Below are 15,573 nucleotides of genomic sequence, written 5' to 3'. Positions count from 1 at the left end.
TTTTTCTCTCCTCAATTTTGCTTTATTTCCCTATTGACTTTTTATTTGCAGACTTCGTCCTGGGCCTCTACAATGCCGCCGGGCCGGGACAGGCTCTGGATGAAGATACAAGAGCAGCAATCCAGTCCATCCAGAAGCCCATCAAGTTAGAGCTTCTGGTCTCCCTCTCCTGTACCATGTGCCCGGAGCTGGTGACGGCGGCTCAGCGGATCGCTGCGGAAAATCCGCACATCACCGCCCAGGTCTATGACCTGAACCGCTTCCCAGACCTGCGGGAGAAGTATCAGGTGATGAGCGTTCCCTGCCTGGTCATCAATGATGGGGAGCAGGTATCTTTCGGCAAGAAAAATATCCGGCAGTTGTTGGAACTTTTAGCATAGCAGGGAAGCCGCGTTACGGGCCGTCTGGTCTGTAACGCGGCTTTCTCCATCAAAAAGGGCTTGTGGAACAGAGACTTTTGGAGTATTCTTTAGTTATCAATAACTAACCCGCAAAGAGGCGTATCACTATGAAGAAATCAGACTTGGACTTCTGGCAGGGAATGGCCGCACATTACACCAAATTCATGCGGCGCTCTGCACCGTTATATACAGAAATCTGCAATCACATTCGTCCGCATCTCACACGGGATATGAATGTATTGGAACTGGCCTGCGGCACAGGCCAGCTGTCCTTTCCCCTGTCTCCGTGTGTCCGGCTGTGGGAGGCCACCGATGCCTCTTCCAATATGATCGCGGAAGCCAAGAAGCGGAGCGGATCTTCCCGGCTTCATTTCTCAGTGCGGGATGCCTCCTGTCTGCCGTATGCCTCGGAAACCTTTGACGCGGTGGTGATTGCCAATGCCCTGCATATCTTACCGGAGCCGGAAAAGGTTTTGCGGGAAGCTCGGAGAGTCTTAAAGCCGGGAGGATGGTTATTTGCCCCCACCTTTGTCCACGCCGGTGGAAAATTGGCCAGACTGCGGACCTGGGGTATGGAGCGGACCGGCTTTCGTGTCTACCACGCCTGGAACGCCGGGGAATTCATTGCTTATCTTTCCTCCCACGATTTTTGGGTGACGGAACACACCCTGCTCGGGGGGCGTGTACTGCCTGTGTGCTATGTGGCCGGCAGGAAGTAACTGCCCAGAATGGGGCGAAAGCGGGCCATCGGCATACAGCGCCGATGGCCCGCCCTTGCATTTTGTGACTTCAGTGAGATAAATCGGAGGGCAACAAAGCAAGTCCTTTTCCGGTGCGTCTATGCATCATTGTCTATCGCACCGTGGTTCCACACCTGAACCAAACGGCTGCGTTAGCAGTACTTTCTTCCGCAGAATCGCTTTAGTTGAAGCGTGCTATTCAGACTTTTCCTGTTGCTCTGTATTATGGTGTCTGTGTTTCCCACAACAGTGATGTCCAGCATGTCCTCCACAGCAGCAACCAGCATCTGCCGGATTCAAGTGAAGAAGGTCTACTTTTTCTGTTTCCGTCGACTCTTGGATTTTGGCATTTATTAAAGATTCGAGCATGAGATACACTCCTTATTTCCGAATAATGTCAATGTCCTGTGTGCCAGAGCAGAGGCATTCCGTGCGTTTTTCACATTTTGTAAAGCCCACGCGTACGGCCGCATCCGATACTTCGTTTTTTAATACGCCCATATCCATCCCCTGGAAGTAATACGGCAGATACCCCATTACCATATCCCAGGGGCCGGTGTGGTCAGGCAGGATAGCCTCGCTGATAACCAGCAGCACCCCTCCGGGATTCAGTGCGTCATAGCACTTTTTCAGCAGTTCTTCCATACGGCCTTTGGCAAAGAGCATCACATTGAGGGCCAGGATTAGATCATACCTCTCTCCAATTCTGTCTGCCATAAAGTTGCCGCACATCACTTCCGTGCGGTCAGTGAGTCCCATAAGGGAGATGGATTCTTCCACCACCGCCGGGGGAAAACGGTCAAATAGGACGCCAGTACGATCCGGCCGATCACCGATGACTGCCAGCCCTAAAAGTCCTGTAGCACCGCCTAGGTCCAGCACGCGCCTGATTTGGTCATTTTCCGGCAGAGAACGCACAATCCGCAACAACTCCTGCTGCCGGTAACCTTCCTGTGCCTGTCGCATCCGCTGTGCAAAAGAGGCAAAATCCAACTGCTGCTCCATCGCTTCCTGTTGCTGGGACTGGGGGCCTTTTGTGACCAACAGCTTCACATCCATAGGTGCCATGCCTTCCTGCATATAAAAGGGCAGAAAGCCTCCCAAATATTCATCTTTCCCTTTGACCAGATAGCGGTCAACTTCCGCGGTGTTCTGGTAAGTGCCGTCCGTCTTGTTTAAAAAGCCGATGGATACCAATGCACTGAGCAGATATTCTGTATTTGCCTTATGCCATCCCATATGAACTGCCAGTGCTTCAGCAGTAACCGGCTGGCAAAGTTGAGAAAATACATCCAGCTCCATGGCCGCATTGAGCAATCTGGAATATAGATTTAAAAATGGAAGCTGGACTAACTGTTCCCAAACACTTACAGACTTGTTGATTGTGAACATTAAAAAACCCCCTTTGTTTTTATATGGTTAGTCATTGCTAACCTCAATTTAATTATACCGGAACCACCGGCTTCTGTCAAGGAAAGGCATAGAGTGCTTCGTTCATCCAGATTATAGGAATATTGGAATGTACGGTACAGCTTTCATCCAAGGAAACGGCCTCGCTGCTACAAGTTAGTCTACCTTACCTGCTTTGAAACCTTTCTTCGGGACACAAAATAAATCACCCCTCTTGAGCGAGTGTTCAGAGGGGTGACTTTTGAATCAGGTTCTTATATGCAGTTGATATGTGTTGCGCCGTCTGCCTTTTTATTTAATTGCGTCCTTTAATACCTTGCCAGCCTTAAAGACTGGCATCTTTCCGGCTGGGATCACAATGGGCTCATTGGTTTTGGGATTCCGGCCCGTACGCTCAGCACGCTCTTTCACTTCAAAGCTGCCGAAGCCGGTGAGCTGGACCTTATCTCCCGCGCACAACGCTTTCTCGACCTGGGATAGGAATGCGTTCAAGACTTTCTCTGCATCCGCTTTGGAAACCCCGCTCTCCTCGGCCATACCAGCAATCAGTTCTCCCTTGTTCATAAAGCAAATTCCTTTCTCTTTCTATTGATTTGGATAAGCACTCTTTACATGATAGCCGCATCAGCGGCTTACCACAGAGATGAAGCCCAAGGCATAACGGCTGAGGGCGTTCCTCCCTCAGCCGCAGCCGCGGTCAGCACATATCCCGTGCCCACTCCCGGACATCTTCCAAAGTCAGCTCAAAGCGGCCGCCTGCCGCAACCGTATTCCTGGACATATCCACGATCATGTAGCCGCCAAGGTTGTCCGCACTGATGGGCGCATGGGATTTCCGCATCATGTAGCCAGCCGCCTTCAGTACACGGCGGAGCGATTGCTCCAGGGAATCCTCTGTACGCATCGAAATACCTCCAATTTGATATTCCGAGCCAAACCACGCCGCGCTCCAACCGTTTTCCTGCTGGTATTATAACAGGGAACTCACGGAAAATGCAACTGTGCGGGCCGGTTTGGATGCTTTTTCCCTTGCGTTTCCAATGCAGGCACTCAAAATTAGCGCAAAGGGCCTCGGACCTCGAAGGGAACATATGTCACTCATGCTTGTAAAAGGCCCCCATCTCTCCAGCATCCTAAAAATCTGAATATTCTGTAATCAGACAGCTGCGGCGCAGGTAATAGAATACCCACACCGCAGCGTTGTCTTTTTCAATCAAAGTGTCCAGCGGCTGGACTCCGTTCGCTCGGAGACGAAATTCCGGTAGATGCCCGCCTGCTGGATCAGTTCGTCGTGGGTACCCTTTTGGACGACGCGGCCCTGGTCTACCACCAGAATCTGATCCGCACCCCGCACCGTCTTGAGCCGGTGGGCGATCATCAGCACGGTTTTCTCCCGCGTCAGGGCTTCCATAGCCTTTTGGAGCTGGTCCTCATTCTCGGGGTCCACATTGGCCGTGGCCTCATCGAAGATGACGATGGGCGCGTCCTTCAGGAGACACCGGGCGATGGAGATGCGCTGCTTCTCCCCGCCGGAAAGCGTGGCTCCTCCCTCGCCAATTACCGTGCCGTATCCATCCGGCAGGGCAGAGATGAAGTCGTGGCAGCACGCCTTTTTTGCGGCCTCCACCACCTGTTCATGGGTAGCGCCCGGGCAGCCGAACTTGATGTTGTTCTCCACCGTGTCGGCAAAGAGGTACACCCGCTGGAACACCATGCTCACCTGCTCCATGAGGGATTCCAGTGTGTACTCCCGCACATCCCGGCCACCAATGGTCACACGGCCGCCGTCCACATCCCAAAACCGGGCGATCAGGTTACAAAGGGTGGTCTTGCCGGAGCCGGAAGGCCCCACAATGGCGGTGGTGGTCCGGTCTGGGATAGTCAGTGACACATCCTTGAGGATGGGGCGGCTTCCATAGGAGAAGTTCACATGGTCGAATACAATCTCGTGGCTCTCCGGACGGATGGCCGTGCCACGCTGGTCCATCTCCGGGATGTCGTCTACCTGGTTGGCGTGGTCGATGGAACTGCCCACCAGACGCAGGGCGGACACGCCGCTGCCCGCGGACTGGATCTGGGAGAAGATCAGGAAAGAGACGATGACCGCCATCAGCGCATTGGCGAGGGACATAGCTCCCGTCAGGCACAGCCCCACCGACGCCGCCAGAATTAGAACGCTGAACAGGTGGAGGACCATCTCCTGGCCCCAGATATAGGGAGTAAACAGCTTCTCCACCGCCAGATTGTTCGCCCGGCTGTCCTCCAGCGCCTGCCGCACCCGCTTGTCGCCCTTTCCGGTCAGGTTAAAGGACTTGATGACGCTCATGCCCTGGAGCTGCTCCAGCACTGCCTCCACCAGCCGGGCCTCGTCCCGCTGGCGCTTGGGGGCAATCTTGGCGGACTGCTTCTCCATTCCGGAGAGGAGGGCCAGATACACCAGCATCCCCGCCAGGGCCAGCAGGCCGATCCGCCAGTCCCAGAACAGGACGCACAGCAGCATGACGGCGGAATTGATCAGGCCGCCCAGGATACCGACCAGCACCATGGGGCCGGTACTCTCCACCTCGTCCAGAACGGTGGTGGTGATGCCGGTGAGTTCTCCCAAGCTCTGGTCGTTGAAATAGCCCATGGGGACCCGCTTGAGCTTGTCGCCAATGGAAATGCGCTTGTTCGCCACCATGAAGTAGCCGGCGTGGGTCTGCTGGAGCTGGCTGAAGCGGTTGAGGACCGCCCGGCCCAGAATGCTGGCCAGCAGAAGCCCCAGCGCCTGCCAGGCCGGGGCGGAGTCTGTGGAGCCGCCCACCAGGGCCAGCACCACCACATAGATGGCCGCGATCTGGAACATATGGAACACCGCGTAAAAGAAACCTAAAATCATGGACTTCCGGATATTGTCCTGCTCCTCTCCGGCAAAGTCCCAGATTTTTTTCAAAACACCGATCATGCCTGCTCTCCCTCCTTTGCGCCCATATGCGCCCGCCACATCTCCTGATACAGCGGGCAGTTCTTCAAAAGTTCCCCGTGGGTGCCCACATCCTGGCTGCGGCCGCCATTGACTACCACGATCTGATCCGCGCCGGTGATGGTGCTGAGGCGGTGGGCGATGACCAGTACGGTCTTTCCCGCCACCAGCTTGCCCACGGCCTGCTGGACCACGGCCTCGTTCTCGGGGTCTATGTAGGCAGTCGCCTCGTCCAGCACCACAATGGGCGCGTCCTTGAGCATGGCCCGGGCGATGGCGATACGCTGGCGCTCGCCGCCGGACAGATGGGCGCCGCCTCCGCCCACCACCGTGTCATAGCCGTGTTCCAGACTGCGGATAAAGGCGTCACACCCGGCGGCTTTTGCCACGGCCTCCACCTCTGCGTCGGTGGCCGCCGGGCGGCCCATGCGGATGTTCTCCCGGATGCTCTCGTCAAAGAGGTAGTTGTCCTGGGAGACAAAGGCCACCTGGTCGTAGAATTGCTTCAGCGGGACCCGATTCAAGTCCTGCCCGCCCAGGGTGATGGCGCCGGAGGTCACATCCCAAAAGCCGGCGATCAGCTTGGCGATGGTGGACTTGCCCGATCCGGAGGGCCCCACAAAGGCGGTCATGGTCCCGGCGGGGATGGTGAGAGATACATCGTGGAGCACTTCCTTGTCCGCGTGGTAGCCGAAGGACACATGGGAGAGCTGGATGCCCCGCCCCTGGAACTCCGCTGGCGTTTCCCCGTGGTCCTGCTCCGCTCCGTTCAAAATGGCGTCCACCGAGCCCACAATGGTGCCCACCTTGGCGAGACTGTCCACAAAGTCCATGGCGGCCAGCAGGGGCCCGGCAATGCCCAGGGGCAGGACGATGGTGGTGATAAAGGTCTCGATGGGCAAACTCCCTCCGGTATAGAGGAGCCAGCCCACCGGCAGAATGGTGATCATGGTGGTGGGCGAGATGGCACGGGCCAAAGAGACCGGCATCTGGCAGCTCTTCATCCAGTGGTAGAAGTAGGAGGCGTTGGCCTTTACGCTGTCGGAGAAGCGGGCATAGGACTGCTTGCCCTGGTTAAACGCCTTGATGACCTCAATGCCGCCGATGTACTCCACAATGGCGCTGTTCATGGCTTGGGTGGTTTTGACCGAGCCCTCGTACTGCTTGCCGTAGCCGGCCATGACCGCCATCATGAAAGCCATGCCCACCGGGATGGACACCAGACTCAAAAGGGCCATCCGCCAGTCCAGCACGAACAGATAGATCAAGATGCACACCGGTCCCAGCACATTGGCGGTCATCTCCGGCAGAAGATGGGCCAGAGGCCGCTCCATGCTCTCCACCTGATCTACGATGACCTGCTTCATCTGGCCGCTGGAGGTGTCCAGAATCGTACCCAGAGGCATCTTTGGCAGTTTCTCCAGCACTTTCTCCCGGATAGATTTCAGGATAGCAAAGGTGGCCTTGTGGGATTGGGATAGAGCCAGGGAATACAGGGTGGCCCGGAGCAAAAAGCCCACGAGCGCCACTGCGCACCAGGTCAGGTAGAACGAGGATTCCTGGTTTCCAGACAATAGGCCGAGAATGATCTGAGCCACGGCAAAGTAGGGGAGCATCCCAAACAGTACCCCCACCACAGCGGACAGGACCGCCCGCTTCAGGCCGCCCTGTTGTCCCTCTCCCAGCTCCCACAGACGGAGCATGGGACTTTGTTGTTTCATGATAAATTCCTCCTTTTTAGTTAGTGATCGCTAACTTTTGCGCAAATGGGAGGGCTGCACCCAAAGGCACAGCCTCTTGTCAGGGCTGAGGGTCAAACACGGTGGAGAATCCCGCCATGTGGTAGCGGTTGAGCATCTTGACATAGCGGTGGGCGGCGGCACGGTCCATGTTGTGCCGCACCACCTCAAACATGCCGTTGAAGTAGGCGGTGACGATGATATGGATGAACTCCTCCGTCACCAGACCGGACTTGACGCTCTCACAGCCGATGACCTCCATGTACTTGTAGGTGTACTCGACCTCGATGTCCACCAGCTCGTCCAGGAAGCAGGAAAACCGGGTGCCGTGGGCCCCGTCCAGCAACAGGCGGAACACATCAAAGTGGTCGTAGATGTAGTCCAGCATCTCCTCCTGGTGGCGGGCGGTGTACTGTCCCATATCCGCACGCTGTTCCTCCTCACTGAGCTGGTGAAAATCCTCCTGCACCCTGCGGAACATAGCCTTGAACTGATCCACCACCGGCTCCGCAATGGCCCGGAACAGCCCCTCCTTATCCCCGAAGCGGGTATAGATAGAGCCGGTGCTGGTTTCCGCCGCCTGAGCTATGGTGCGCAGAGAAGCGTCCAGAAACCCCTTGGACAAAAACTCCTCCTTGGCACACTCCAGCACCTTGTCATAGACACCCGCCTTTTGTTTTGCCACTGTCATTCCTCCTTTTTCAAAACACCGTTTTATAACGATGTTTTGAATATAGCACTATGGTTTGTATTTGTCAAGAGGAGAGCTCAGAATAAGAGAGCGAAAGACCCCGCAGACCGAATCTGCGGGGTCTTTTCATGTCATTCTATTTCTGTGGCCTCTTGAATAGTTGGATAGATCACCTGCCACGCCGGGAGAAAGTTCAGTTGGGCCAGTGCGTTGCGGAAGGCCCTTGATAATGGGTCTACAAATTCCCTTTGGCTGTGAAGCAGCTCCACGATATAAAGCTCCCATGTGTAGTGGGGGCCCCGCTGCTTTTTCCGTAACAGATAATATGCCCTCTCTGCTCGGAACATCAGAAACTCTACGATTGAGGTGTAGTTCTCGAAGGAATAGAGCTTTGCCATATGGAGCATCCCGGCGCTGTCATAACGCGTTACGGGAAAGTCCACTTCCGCTTCCTCCAATGTAAAGTCAAATGCGGAGGCAGGGAACGCAATCACGGTGTTGAGCAGCACCCTTTGTGCCGCCAGGACCAATGACTTTTCTCGCCGCAAAAAGGCGATATATTCCTCCCATGTGAGGTCGGCCCAAAACCCGTCCACATCGCTTTCTTTTTTCCAGGTGAACAGCGCGTCCTCCACCCGGTAGGTTAAATAGGTCAGGTACCCATATGTTGTTTCTTCATCATACAGCTTTGCATACATGCCGGTGCGAAGGATTTGCTCTACCAGTTCTTTATTTTGATCCCAGTTCATTGTTCCACCTGATCCGTCCATTTGTAGCCCCATTAGAAATTCAGGAAATCAAGCCCGGCGGCTTTTGACATTGCAATTACCTTGTTCGGGTTGTTCTGCAATTCCACCTCCGTCCCAAGCGCGTTCATCAGCAGGCCGAAGGTATCGTGCATCCCCATCTGATTCTGTATATTGTATGTGGCGGCGTACTCCGGGAAATGGGCCCAGATATAGTTCATCAATGCGGGGTAGTCGATTAGGCCGCCAGCCCTTAACTCCTCGTACTGCCCCCATAGTTCAAACAAGGCGAGGCTGCTGGCCCGCTTGGAAAAGAACAGATACCCCAAGGTGTTGTCAATTCCTTCCCGCACATCCTCTTCGGTCTGCTCCGATTGCTTTAATACGGTTTCTGAGAAGTCGCAGTTCCAAATAGGATAGCAGACAGCGAGGACTTCCTCTCCTGTGCCTGTTTCGATCCAGAAGATCCCGTTCATCAGCGGCTTGTAGCGTGCAGTGCGGCCCCGCGGTGTGGCAAGGGGCGCTGGGTAAGGTCCAAAGTATTCCGGATGATACTCCATATTGTAAAAAGCAATATCACGAAGCGAGGTCTGTCCGTCTGCATATATTCCGTGCCGGACCTGGTACCGGTAGATCTCATACTCAATGATTTTATATCCCCGCCGCTCTTCCGCAAACGAATAGAGCAGCACACGGGAGTCCTCTTCAGGCATCCTCCCATATGCCATAGCCTCTTTTGATATGGCTGGCGAGGATTTTTCCACCACATAGTATTCATCTGCCAAAAACTTGCCGTCCTGTTTTCTGGCTGCGATATAGTAGACGCCAGGACACTCCTGGCTTGCCCTTACGATTTCACCAACTGTGTCGTCCAAACAGAACGGTAGCCTCTCCGGGGGCGATTCTTTTTCTCTATCCATGCGTTTCTCTCTTTTCCCGTGTGGCATTTTACCCAATTACAACACCAATAAAGTGCTACTGCATAAAAAAGCACACCATCCGTACCCTAATGTCACACCACAAAAGTGTACCATGGGGAAAATGGTGGTGGAGGAATCGTATATGGAGATGGACTTTATCAGAAACCGTATTACAGAATTACGGGTAAAAAAGGGAGTTTCCGAGTACCAGTTAAGTTATGATTTAGGGCATAGCAAGAACTATATTCATAACATTGTCACCGGGTATTCCCAGCCATCTGTGAAAGAATTGCTCTATTTGATTGACACGCTCGGTATCACGCCCCGTTTGTTTTTCGATGAGGAAGCGGAATACCGAAATCCAATTTTGGTTCAGGAGATCATAAATGGCATCAAGTCGATGAACGATCAGGATTTGGAAGCTGTTTTGTTGATGGTCAGGCGCTTGAATGAGAAGAATTAACAAGTATAAAATCGTGTAATTAAGATATTATACCCGATATACCGGGAATATTCAAGAGGCAGCATGTCAAATATAATAGAAATCACAAAGGGGTGGTTTCTATTATTACTTACGACCCGCTCTGGGACACCATGCGTCGAAAGGGAATTACAACTTATTCTCTAATAAAGGACTATTCCTTCAGCAAGGGAACATTGGATTCTTTGAAGCAAAACCGGAATATTTCAACCGCAACGCTGAATGACCTTTGCAACATTCTTTCTTGCAGGGTAGAAGATGTTCTTCGTCACATCCCAGATAAAGCATAAACGGCACTTTGAGGGCATTACAGCTCACACCAAAGCGCCGTTTTTATTTTGTATCTGCCTGCATAAAAAACGCAGTTACCCGTCAAGGATACCTGCGTTTTTTGCGAAAAAGGCTTATCAGGTTACAGGAGTCAGTTCGAACTTATAACTGCTGTAGGGGGCAGTGCGGATGGGGTTTCCCGGTTCCATCTTCCGGCAGAACTGACTGATGATATTGACTACGTTCGCGCCGCAGCCCTTCGGAAACTCGTGCCATACAGCCTCGTAGATCTGTTCCTGCGTGAAGAGCCAGCCAGGGTGCTGGGCCACATCCACGGACCTTACCATGCCTTTTTCCTTTTTGGAGTACCAGCACGGCCTCCAGATAATCCTCGCCCGACGCATGGAGTTTTTTCATAGGCGCGACCTCTTCTCTATACAGTGATCTTCTGTTCTGCGTTCCACATGGCCGCATATTTTCCGTTCTCGGCCAGCAGCTCCTCGTGGGTGCCAGACTCCTTGATTGTTCCGTCCGCCACTACCAGGATCTGATCCGCGTTCTTGACGATGGAAAGGGTATGGGCGATCATCACCACGGTCTTTTTCTCCTTGAGCAGATTGGCAATGGCCTGTTTGACCGCCAGCTCGTTCTCGATGTCCAGGGATGCGGTGGCCTCGTCCAGCAATAGGATGGGACTGTTTTTCAGAATGGCCCGGGCGATAGAAAGCCGCTGCCGCTCTCCTCCGGAGAGCAGGCTGCCGTTTTCTCCAATCCCGGTGTCATAGCTCTTTTCCAGTTTCTCCACAAAGCCGTCACATCCGGCGTCCCTGCAGGCTGCCTCCACCTCCCGGTCAGTGGCCGTGGGCCGGGCGTGGCGGATGTTCTCCCGCACGGTATCGTCAAAGAGGAACACCTGCTGGTCCACCATAGAGAGCTGTGCCAGCACCCGCTCTGCGGAGACAGTCTGGATGGATTGACCGCCGATGGCGATGGTCCCGCTCTGCGGCTCATAGAATTTGGCGATCAGATTCAAAATCGTGGATTTGCCCGAGCCGGAGTCCCCCACGATGGCGGTGAGTTTCCCGTCCGGGACGGTGAAGGACACCCTCTTCAGGACCGGCTCTCCCGGCATATAGGAGAACGACACATCCCGGAAGGTGATGTCGTGCCGCTCCGGGGCAAAGGGCGCGCCCTCCCCGGCCTCCTCCGGCTCCTGAATCAGATTCTCAATGTTCCTTTTGGAGACCATCAGGTGCTTCCATTCAAAGAGATCAATGGCAATACTGGCGGTGAGCTTGGTCAGCAAAATGGGCAGCATGGAGAGCATCAGATAGTCCACGCCGCTCAGTGTCCCCGCCGCCCATGGCCCGGCGGCCAGCACCATGATAAGCGGCACGCTGCCCCAGCTGATGATATTGTAGCCGAATCCGATGGGGATGCCCTTGGCTTCGTACTGGTAGCACACCCGGCTGAACTCCTCCATGGCCTGGGTGACGGTCCTGTTTTTTACGCCGCCCATGTTGTACGCCCGGAACATCTGAATGCCGTCAATGTACTCCACAATGCCACTCACCGTCTCGGCGCTGACCTTGTTTTTCGCCACGCCGTACACCTTTACCACCCGGAAGGACAGCCACAGGTCGGGAATCAGCAACGCGACAACCGCCAGCAGGATCAGCCCCGCCGGTAGCCAGACGGTGCATACAAAGCCAACCAGCACCGCGGAGAGCGCGGCGTTTTTGATAATGTTCCCACTGGAATGGGTCAGAATTTTCTCATAGCTGCCCACATCGCTGGTCATGGTGTTCACATACTGCCCAACCTGCCCCTGGGTGAAGCGGGCCAGGGGGATCTTCTTGAGCTTATCCCCCAGAAGCAGCCGCAGGCGCTTGGACACCGCCGCCCCGCCGATCTGGACCTGGGTGTACCCGGTGCTGTAAATGACCAGCCGCAGCAGGAAAATGACAGCGAGCCCCGCGGTGACCGCTCCCACCATTCCGGCGGTAATCGTTCCTGAAGCCAGAGCGGTGAGGACGATGTAGACAGACAGATAACTGCACCCGGAGAGGATGCCCTCCAATACGGTCAGCACTACACCAATATAAAAAGCCCTGTTTTTGCGGAACGGAGATTCATTTGTCATCGTCTTGCCCTCCTTTCACGGAATAGGTGATGGACCTGGCCGCCCGGTAGTCGGCCCAGGCTTTGCGGTAATAAGAATTCTGTTCCAGCACCTCCGCATGAGTTCCGCAGCAGGTGATGGTGTGGTCCTCCACCACCGCCACTTTGTCGCACATCTTTACCGCGCCCAGCCGGTGAGCCACGATGAGTACGGTCTTGCCACGGCAGAGGTTTTCAATGGCCCGGTCAATCTCCACCTGATTCTCCGGGTCGGCGGCGGAGGTCGCCTCGTCCAGAATGAGGATGGGGGCGTCCTTCAAAATAGCGCGGGCAATGGCGATGCGCTGGCGCTCCCCACCGGAGAAGCGTGAGCCCATAGCCCCAACCTTGGTGTCGTATCCCTGGGGCAGCGACAGGATGAAGTCGTCGATCTGTGCCAGACGGGCGGCCTCCCGCACCTGTTCCAGCGTGGCCTGCGTGCCCATACGGATGTTCTCCAGCACGCTGTCCCGGGTGAGGAAGGTCTTTTGAAACACGATGGAGATGTGAGCGAGCAGGTCCTCGTAGCGGATGTCCCTGACATTCCGGCCGCCGATGCGGACCTCGCCCTTTGTTGTATCGTAAAACCGGGAGATCAGCTGGATGATAGTGCTTTTGCCCGCGCCGGACACCCCCACCAGGGCCACCTTTTCCCCCTGCTTTACCGACAGAGAGCAATCCCGCAGCACATCCGTCTTCCCGTCATAGGAGAAGGTCACATGGTCCAGTTCAATGCCGTGGTCCTCCGGGAATGGCCCGCCTCCTTCAAAGACCGGAAGCTCCAGGATCTCCCGCACCTTTCCCACACCGCTGAGAGCCTGGGCAAAGGTAGTGGACATCTTCTGGAGCGGCAGGATCTCCGTCAAATACATGCCGCCCACATAGGCAAAGAGCAGAAACACGCTGGCGCTCACCGAGCCCCGGAGGAACATAAGCCCCCCGGCTGGGATCATCAGGAGCATACCGCACTCCACCAGCAGCAGGAAAGCCGCATAGGGCGGCGCGGTTTTATGGGTCACCAGATTCCAGATCCGGTTTTCCTCCGAAATGGCGTGGGAAAACTTCTGAAACGACCGGCTCCCCATGTTGTACGCCTTGATGAGCCGCATCCCGGAGACATACTCGATCATTACCGAGTTGAAGCTCACCAGGGAGCGGTTGGCGTCCTCCAGAATTCCCTTCATGCGGCCAAAGATCACCCCCATCACAATTCCCGCCAGCGGCAGGGGGAGCAGCGAGACCAGCGCCAATGGGACATTCACCGACAGCAGATAGAGGAAGATCACCACCGGGCCGGTGAGATAGGCCACGAACTCCGGCAGGTTATGGGCCAGAAACAGCTCCAGCTTCTCAATGTCCTCGTTGAGCACGGTCTTGACCGCTCCCGTGCTCCGCTCGTCCAACGCGCCCAGGGGCACCTTCGCCAGATGCTCCGTGACCATGCACCGCACCCGGAACAGGGCGCCGTAGGCCCCCTTGTGGGACAGCACCCCGGAGGCCCCCAGCAGCACCATCCGCCCCACGGTGCCCGCCATCACGAACACGGCGCAGTCCGCGATCACCGCCGGGGTGCAGGCGCCGGACAGCACCGCGTCCATCAGCCGGTACAGCCCCAGGTAGGCGGTGATCGCCAGCAGCCCGCTCCCAAAGGCGCACAGCACCGACCCGATCAGCCATTTCTTCTCCGGCCCTGCCCACCGGAGCAACAGCCTGACCGGGCTTATCTCTTTCTGTTTCATATTGCACTCCTCCTTTACCAGCCTTGACGGAACAGGCCGGATATGATATTTTAGTTAGCAGATACTAACCAAATAACAGCATACTCCCTGTCTGTCACAGATACAAGGCGTGCCACGCTCATGCGGCTGATCGGGGTATGGATTCGGCCGATTGAGGTGGAGGAGGCGTGTCAGAATGTATAGCTGCAATGTATTGGATGAGCAATATGCCGGGGCCATGGCGGAGCATGGCTTTGTGCCGGAGCCGGACAACCGGAGGTATGGAAGCATGGGCCTGTGCTGGCGTCAGGCCGGCCCCGGTGGAAGCGGCTATTTCTGGACCTATGGGCAGCAGGACCTCTATATGCTCAAAATCCACGATTTCTATTTTCATGAGGATCAGCTTCTGGAGTTTTGCTGGCCGGAGAGCCTGAGCGTCACCTGGTACGAGTCCATCTCCGGGGAGGAGTTCTCTCCCTGCCGCCGGCTGGTGTCCGGCTGTGTCAAGAGCTTCATCGGCGGGCGGGAGCCCTACCGGGCGCTCATCCACCGCCGGGTCCCCATCGTATCCATCGGCATTGAGATCACTCCGGCTTACTATCAGGACTACCTCCGCCGCCAGTTTTCGGAGGAGTTTCAAAGCCTGTTGGAATCCTTTCAATCTCTGGACCAGACCGACCACTTCCCGGAGATGGTCCGCCTGCTGAAAGAGGTCCGTGACTACCGGGGCGAGGGGCTGGCCGCCAAACTCTTTTACGACGGCAAGGTGGCGGAAGCCGTGGCGCTGGTGGTGGAACGGCACCGGGCCCACCCAGCTCCCAGGCGAACACTGACGCAGGAGGATGAGCGGATGCTGGCGGATGTGGCGGCCTACATCACCGCCCACTGCGCGGACCGGCTGCCTCTGGAGCGCCTGGCCCGCATCGGCTGCATGGGCGTCTCCAAGCTGAAGGATGCCTTTCACGCCCGATACGGCTGCACCATCACTCAGTATATTCAGGGGCAGCGGATGGAGCGTGCGGAGCAGCTGCTGGCAAATACCGACCTGCCCGTGGGCCAGATCGCTCAAATTGTGGGCTATCAGAATCCCAGCCGTTTCGCGCAGCTCTTCCGCCGCAGCACCGGGCAGAGCCCGGCAGCGTTCCGGGCGTTCTCCCACCCACGGGAAGCAGAGTGAGAGAACACGCCGGACCGAAAAAGCCAGGAGGCAGGAAGAAAGACAGCCGCCAGCTCTCGGCTTGCTCCTAAGCCTGAAGGAACCGGTGAATGATTTGCAATCTCATCGCGCCCGATATCTATGGTAATAGAAAAATCTATATGAGGACGCTACAATAG

At 55.8% G+C, this 15,573-nt stretch carries 15 protein-coding genes and 1 pseudogene; 5 read left to right on the top strand and 11 right to left on the bottom strand.

Annotated elements, in window-relative coordinates; genetic code table 11:
- A partial coding sequence (locus NE584_RS02410; RefSeq protein WP_256181644.1) for a thioredoxin family protein occupies positions 1–380 on the top strand: 380 nt, incomplete at its 5' end.
- A 128-nt stretch (positions 381–508) separates the two neighbouring features.
- Positions 509–1,120 (top strand): class I SAM-dependent methyltransferase, encoded by a 612-nt coding sequence (locus NE584_RS02405; protein ID WP_050624349.1) that lies wholly within the window; start codon positions 509–511, stop codon positions 1,118–1,120.
- A gap of 402 nt (positions 1,121–1,522) precedes the next feature.
- On the opposite strand, the gene NE584_RS02400 is transcribed toward NE584_RS02405, so the two are convergent.
- The 8 genes from NE584_RS02400 to NE584_RS02365 all read right to left on the bottom strand — a co-directional run bounded on the left by NE584_RS02400 (position 1,523) and on the right by NE584_RS02365 (position 9,609).
- Positions 1,523–2,533: a class I SAM-dependent methyltransferase gene (locus NE584_RS02400; RefSeq protein WP_050624348.1), complete on the bottom strand. Its 1,011-nt coding sequence runs from the start codon at positions 2,531–2,533 to the stop codon at positions 1,523–1,525.
- A 309-nt stretch (positions 2,534–2,842) separates the two neighbouring features.
- Complete coding sequence (locus NE584_RS02395) at positions 2,843–3,115, bottom strand: HU family DNA-binding protein (RefSeq protein WP_050624347.1); 273 nt, start codon at positions 3,113–3,115, stop codon at positions 2,843–2,845.
- A 133-nt stretch (positions 3,116–3,248) separates the two neighbouring features.
- Positions 3,249–3,455, bottom strand: coding sequence for a hypothetical protein (locus NE584_RS02390; RefSeq protein WP_055179918.1), 207 nt, complete (start codon positions 3,453–3,455; stop codon positions 3,249–3,251).
- A gap of 309 nt (positions 3,456–3,764) precedes the next feature.
- Positions 3,765–5,495, bottom strand: coding sequence for an ABC transporter ATP-binding protein (locus NE584_RS02385; protein ID WP_256181643.1), 1,731 nt, complete (start codon positions 5,493–5,495; stop codon positions 3,765–3,767).
- Positions 5,492–7,234, bottom strand: coding sequence for an ABC transporter ATP-binding protein (locus NE584_RS02380; protein WP_256181642.1), 1,743 nt, complete (start codon positions 7,232–7,234; stop codon positions 5,492–5,494). The genes NE584_RS02385 and NE584_RS02380 overlap by 4 nt, the downstream gene beginning before the upstream one ends.
- Positions 7,235–7,313: 79 nt before the next feature.
- Positions 7,314–7,937: a TetR/AcrR family transcriptional regulator gene (locus NE584_RS02375; protein ID WP_009259373.1), complete on the bottom strand. Its 624-nt coding sequence runs from the start codon at positions 7,935–7,937 to the stop codon at positions 7,314–7,316.
- A gap of 137 nt (positions 7,938–8,074) precedes the next feature.
- Complete coding sequence (locus NE584_RS02370; protein WP_035300004.1) at positions 8,075–8,692, bottom strand: hypothetical protein; 618 nt, start codon at positions 8,690–8,692, stop codon at positions 8,075–8,077.
- A 32-nt stretch (positions 8,693–8,724) separates the two neighbouring features.
- Positions 8,725–9,609: a hypothetical protein gene (locus NE584_RS02365; protein WP_021631656.1), complete on the bottom strand. Its 885-nt coding sequence runs from the start codon at positions 9,607–9,609 to the stop codon at positions 8,725–8,727.
- 142 nt (positions 9,610–9,751) lie between these two features.
- On the opposite strand from NE584_RS02365, the gene NE584_RS02360 reads away from it, so the two are divergent.
- On the top strand, positions 9,752–10,072 hold the full coding sequence (locus NE584_RS02360) for a helix-turn-helix domain-containing protein (RefSeq protein WP_256181641.1): 321 nt from the start codon (positions 9,752–9,754) through the stop codon (positions 10,070–10,072).
- 131 nt (positions 10,073–10,203) lie between these two features.
- Entirely contained in the window at positions 10,204–10,380 is a 177-nt protein-coding gene (locus NE584_RS02355) for a helix-turn-helix transcriptional regulator (protein WP_305147793.1), read from the top strand.
- Positions 10,381–10,497: 117 nt separating this feature from the next.
- Here the strand turns inward: NE584_RS02355 and NE584_RS02350 are convergent.
- The 3 genes and pseudogenes from NE584_RS02350 to NE584_RS02340 form a co-directional block, all read right to left on the bottom strand.
- A pseudogene (locus tag NE584_RS02350) lies at positions 10,498–10,777 on the bottom strand (hypothetical protein).
- 16 nt (positions 10,778–10,793) lie between these two features.
- Positions 10,794–12,503: an ABC transporter ATP-binding protein gene (locus NE584_RS02345; protein ID WP_055181066.1), complete on the bottom strand. Its 1,710-nt coding sequence runs from the start codon at positions 12,501–12,503 to the stop codon at positions 10,794–10,796.
- On the bottom strand, positions 12,493–14,259 hold the full coding sequence (locus tag NE584_RS02340; RefSeq protein WP_055181065.1) for an ABC transporter ATP-binding protein: 1,767 nt from the start codon (positions 14,257–14,259) through the stop codon (positions 12,493–12,495). The genes NE584_RS02345 and NE584_RS02340 overlap by 11 nt, the downstream gene beginning before the upstream one ends.
- Before the next feature lie 175 nt (positions 14,260–14,434).
- Here NE584_RS02340 and NE584_RS02335 point away from each other — a divergent pair, with 175 nt between their 5' ends.
- Positions 14,435–15,415: a helix-turn-helix domain-containing protein gene (locus NE584_RS02335; RefSeq protein ID WP_055181063.1), complete on the top strand. Its 981-nt coding sequence runs from the start codon at positions 14,435–14,437 to the stop codon at positions 15,413–15,415.
- Positions 15,416–15,573 lie beyond the last annotated feature (158 nt).

This window comes from Clostridium sp. DFI.5.61, from assembly GCF_024462915.1.
Classification (GTDB): domain Bacteria; phylum Bacillota; class Clostridia; order Oscillospirales; family Oscillospiraceae; genus Lawsonibacter; species Lawsonibacter asaccharolyticus.
The sequence above is the reverse complement of the archived record's forward strand: the minus strand, read 5'-3'. Positions and strand labels throughout refer to the sequence as shown.

Coding starts and splice junctions, on each gene's coding strand:
- NE584_RS02405 (WP_050624349.1), top strand. CDS start 509: ATGAAGAAATCAGACTTGGACTTCTGGCAGGGAATGGCCGCACATTAC.
- NE584_RS02400 (WP_050624348.1), bottom strand. CDS start 2,533: ATGTTCACAATCAACAAGTCTGTAAGTGTTTGGGAACAGTTAGTCCAG.
- NE584_RS02395 (WP_050624347.1), bottom strand. CDS start 3,115: ATGAACAAGGGAGAACTGATTGCTGGTATGGCCGAGGAGAGCGGGGTT.
- NE584_RS02390 (WP_055179918.1), bottom strand. CDS start 3,455: ATGCGTACAGAGGATTCCCTGGAGCAATCGCTCCGCCGTGTACTGAAG.
- NE584_RS02385 (WP_256181643.1), bottom strand. CDS start 5,495: ATGATCGGTGTTTTGAAAAAAATCTGGGACTTTGCCGGAGAGGAGCAG.
- NE584_RS02380 (WP_256181642.1), bottom strand. CDS start 7,234: ATGAAACAACAAAGTCCCATGCTCCGTCTGTGGGAGCTGGGAGAGGGA.
- NE584_RS02370 (WP_035300004.1), bottom strand. CDS start 8,692: ATGAACTGGGATCAAAATAAAGAACTGGTAGAGCAAATCCTTCGCACC.
- NE584_RS02365 (WP_021631656.1), bottom strand. CDS start 9,609: ATGGATAGAGAAAAAGAATCGCCCCCGGAGAGGCTACCGTTCTGTTTG.
- NE584_RS02360 (WP_256181641.1), top strand. CDS start 9,752: ATGGAGATGGACTTTATCAGAAACCGTATTACAGAATTACGGGTAAAA.
- NE584_RS02355 (WP_305147793.1), top strand. CDS start 10,204: ATGCGTCGAAAGGGAATTACAACTTATTCTCTAATAAAGGACTATTCC.
- NE584_RS02345 (WP_055181066.1), bottom strand. CDS start 12,503: ATGACAAATGAATCTCCGTTCCGCAAAAACAGGGCTTTTTATATTGGT.
- NE584_RS02340 (WP_055181065.1), bottom strand. CDS start 14,259: ATGAAACAGAAAGAGATAAGCCCGGTCAGGCTGTTGCTCCGGTGGGCA.
- NE584_RS02335 (WP_055181063.1), top strand. CDS start 14,435: ATGTATAGCTGCAATGTATTGGATGAGCAATATGCCGGGGCCATGGCG.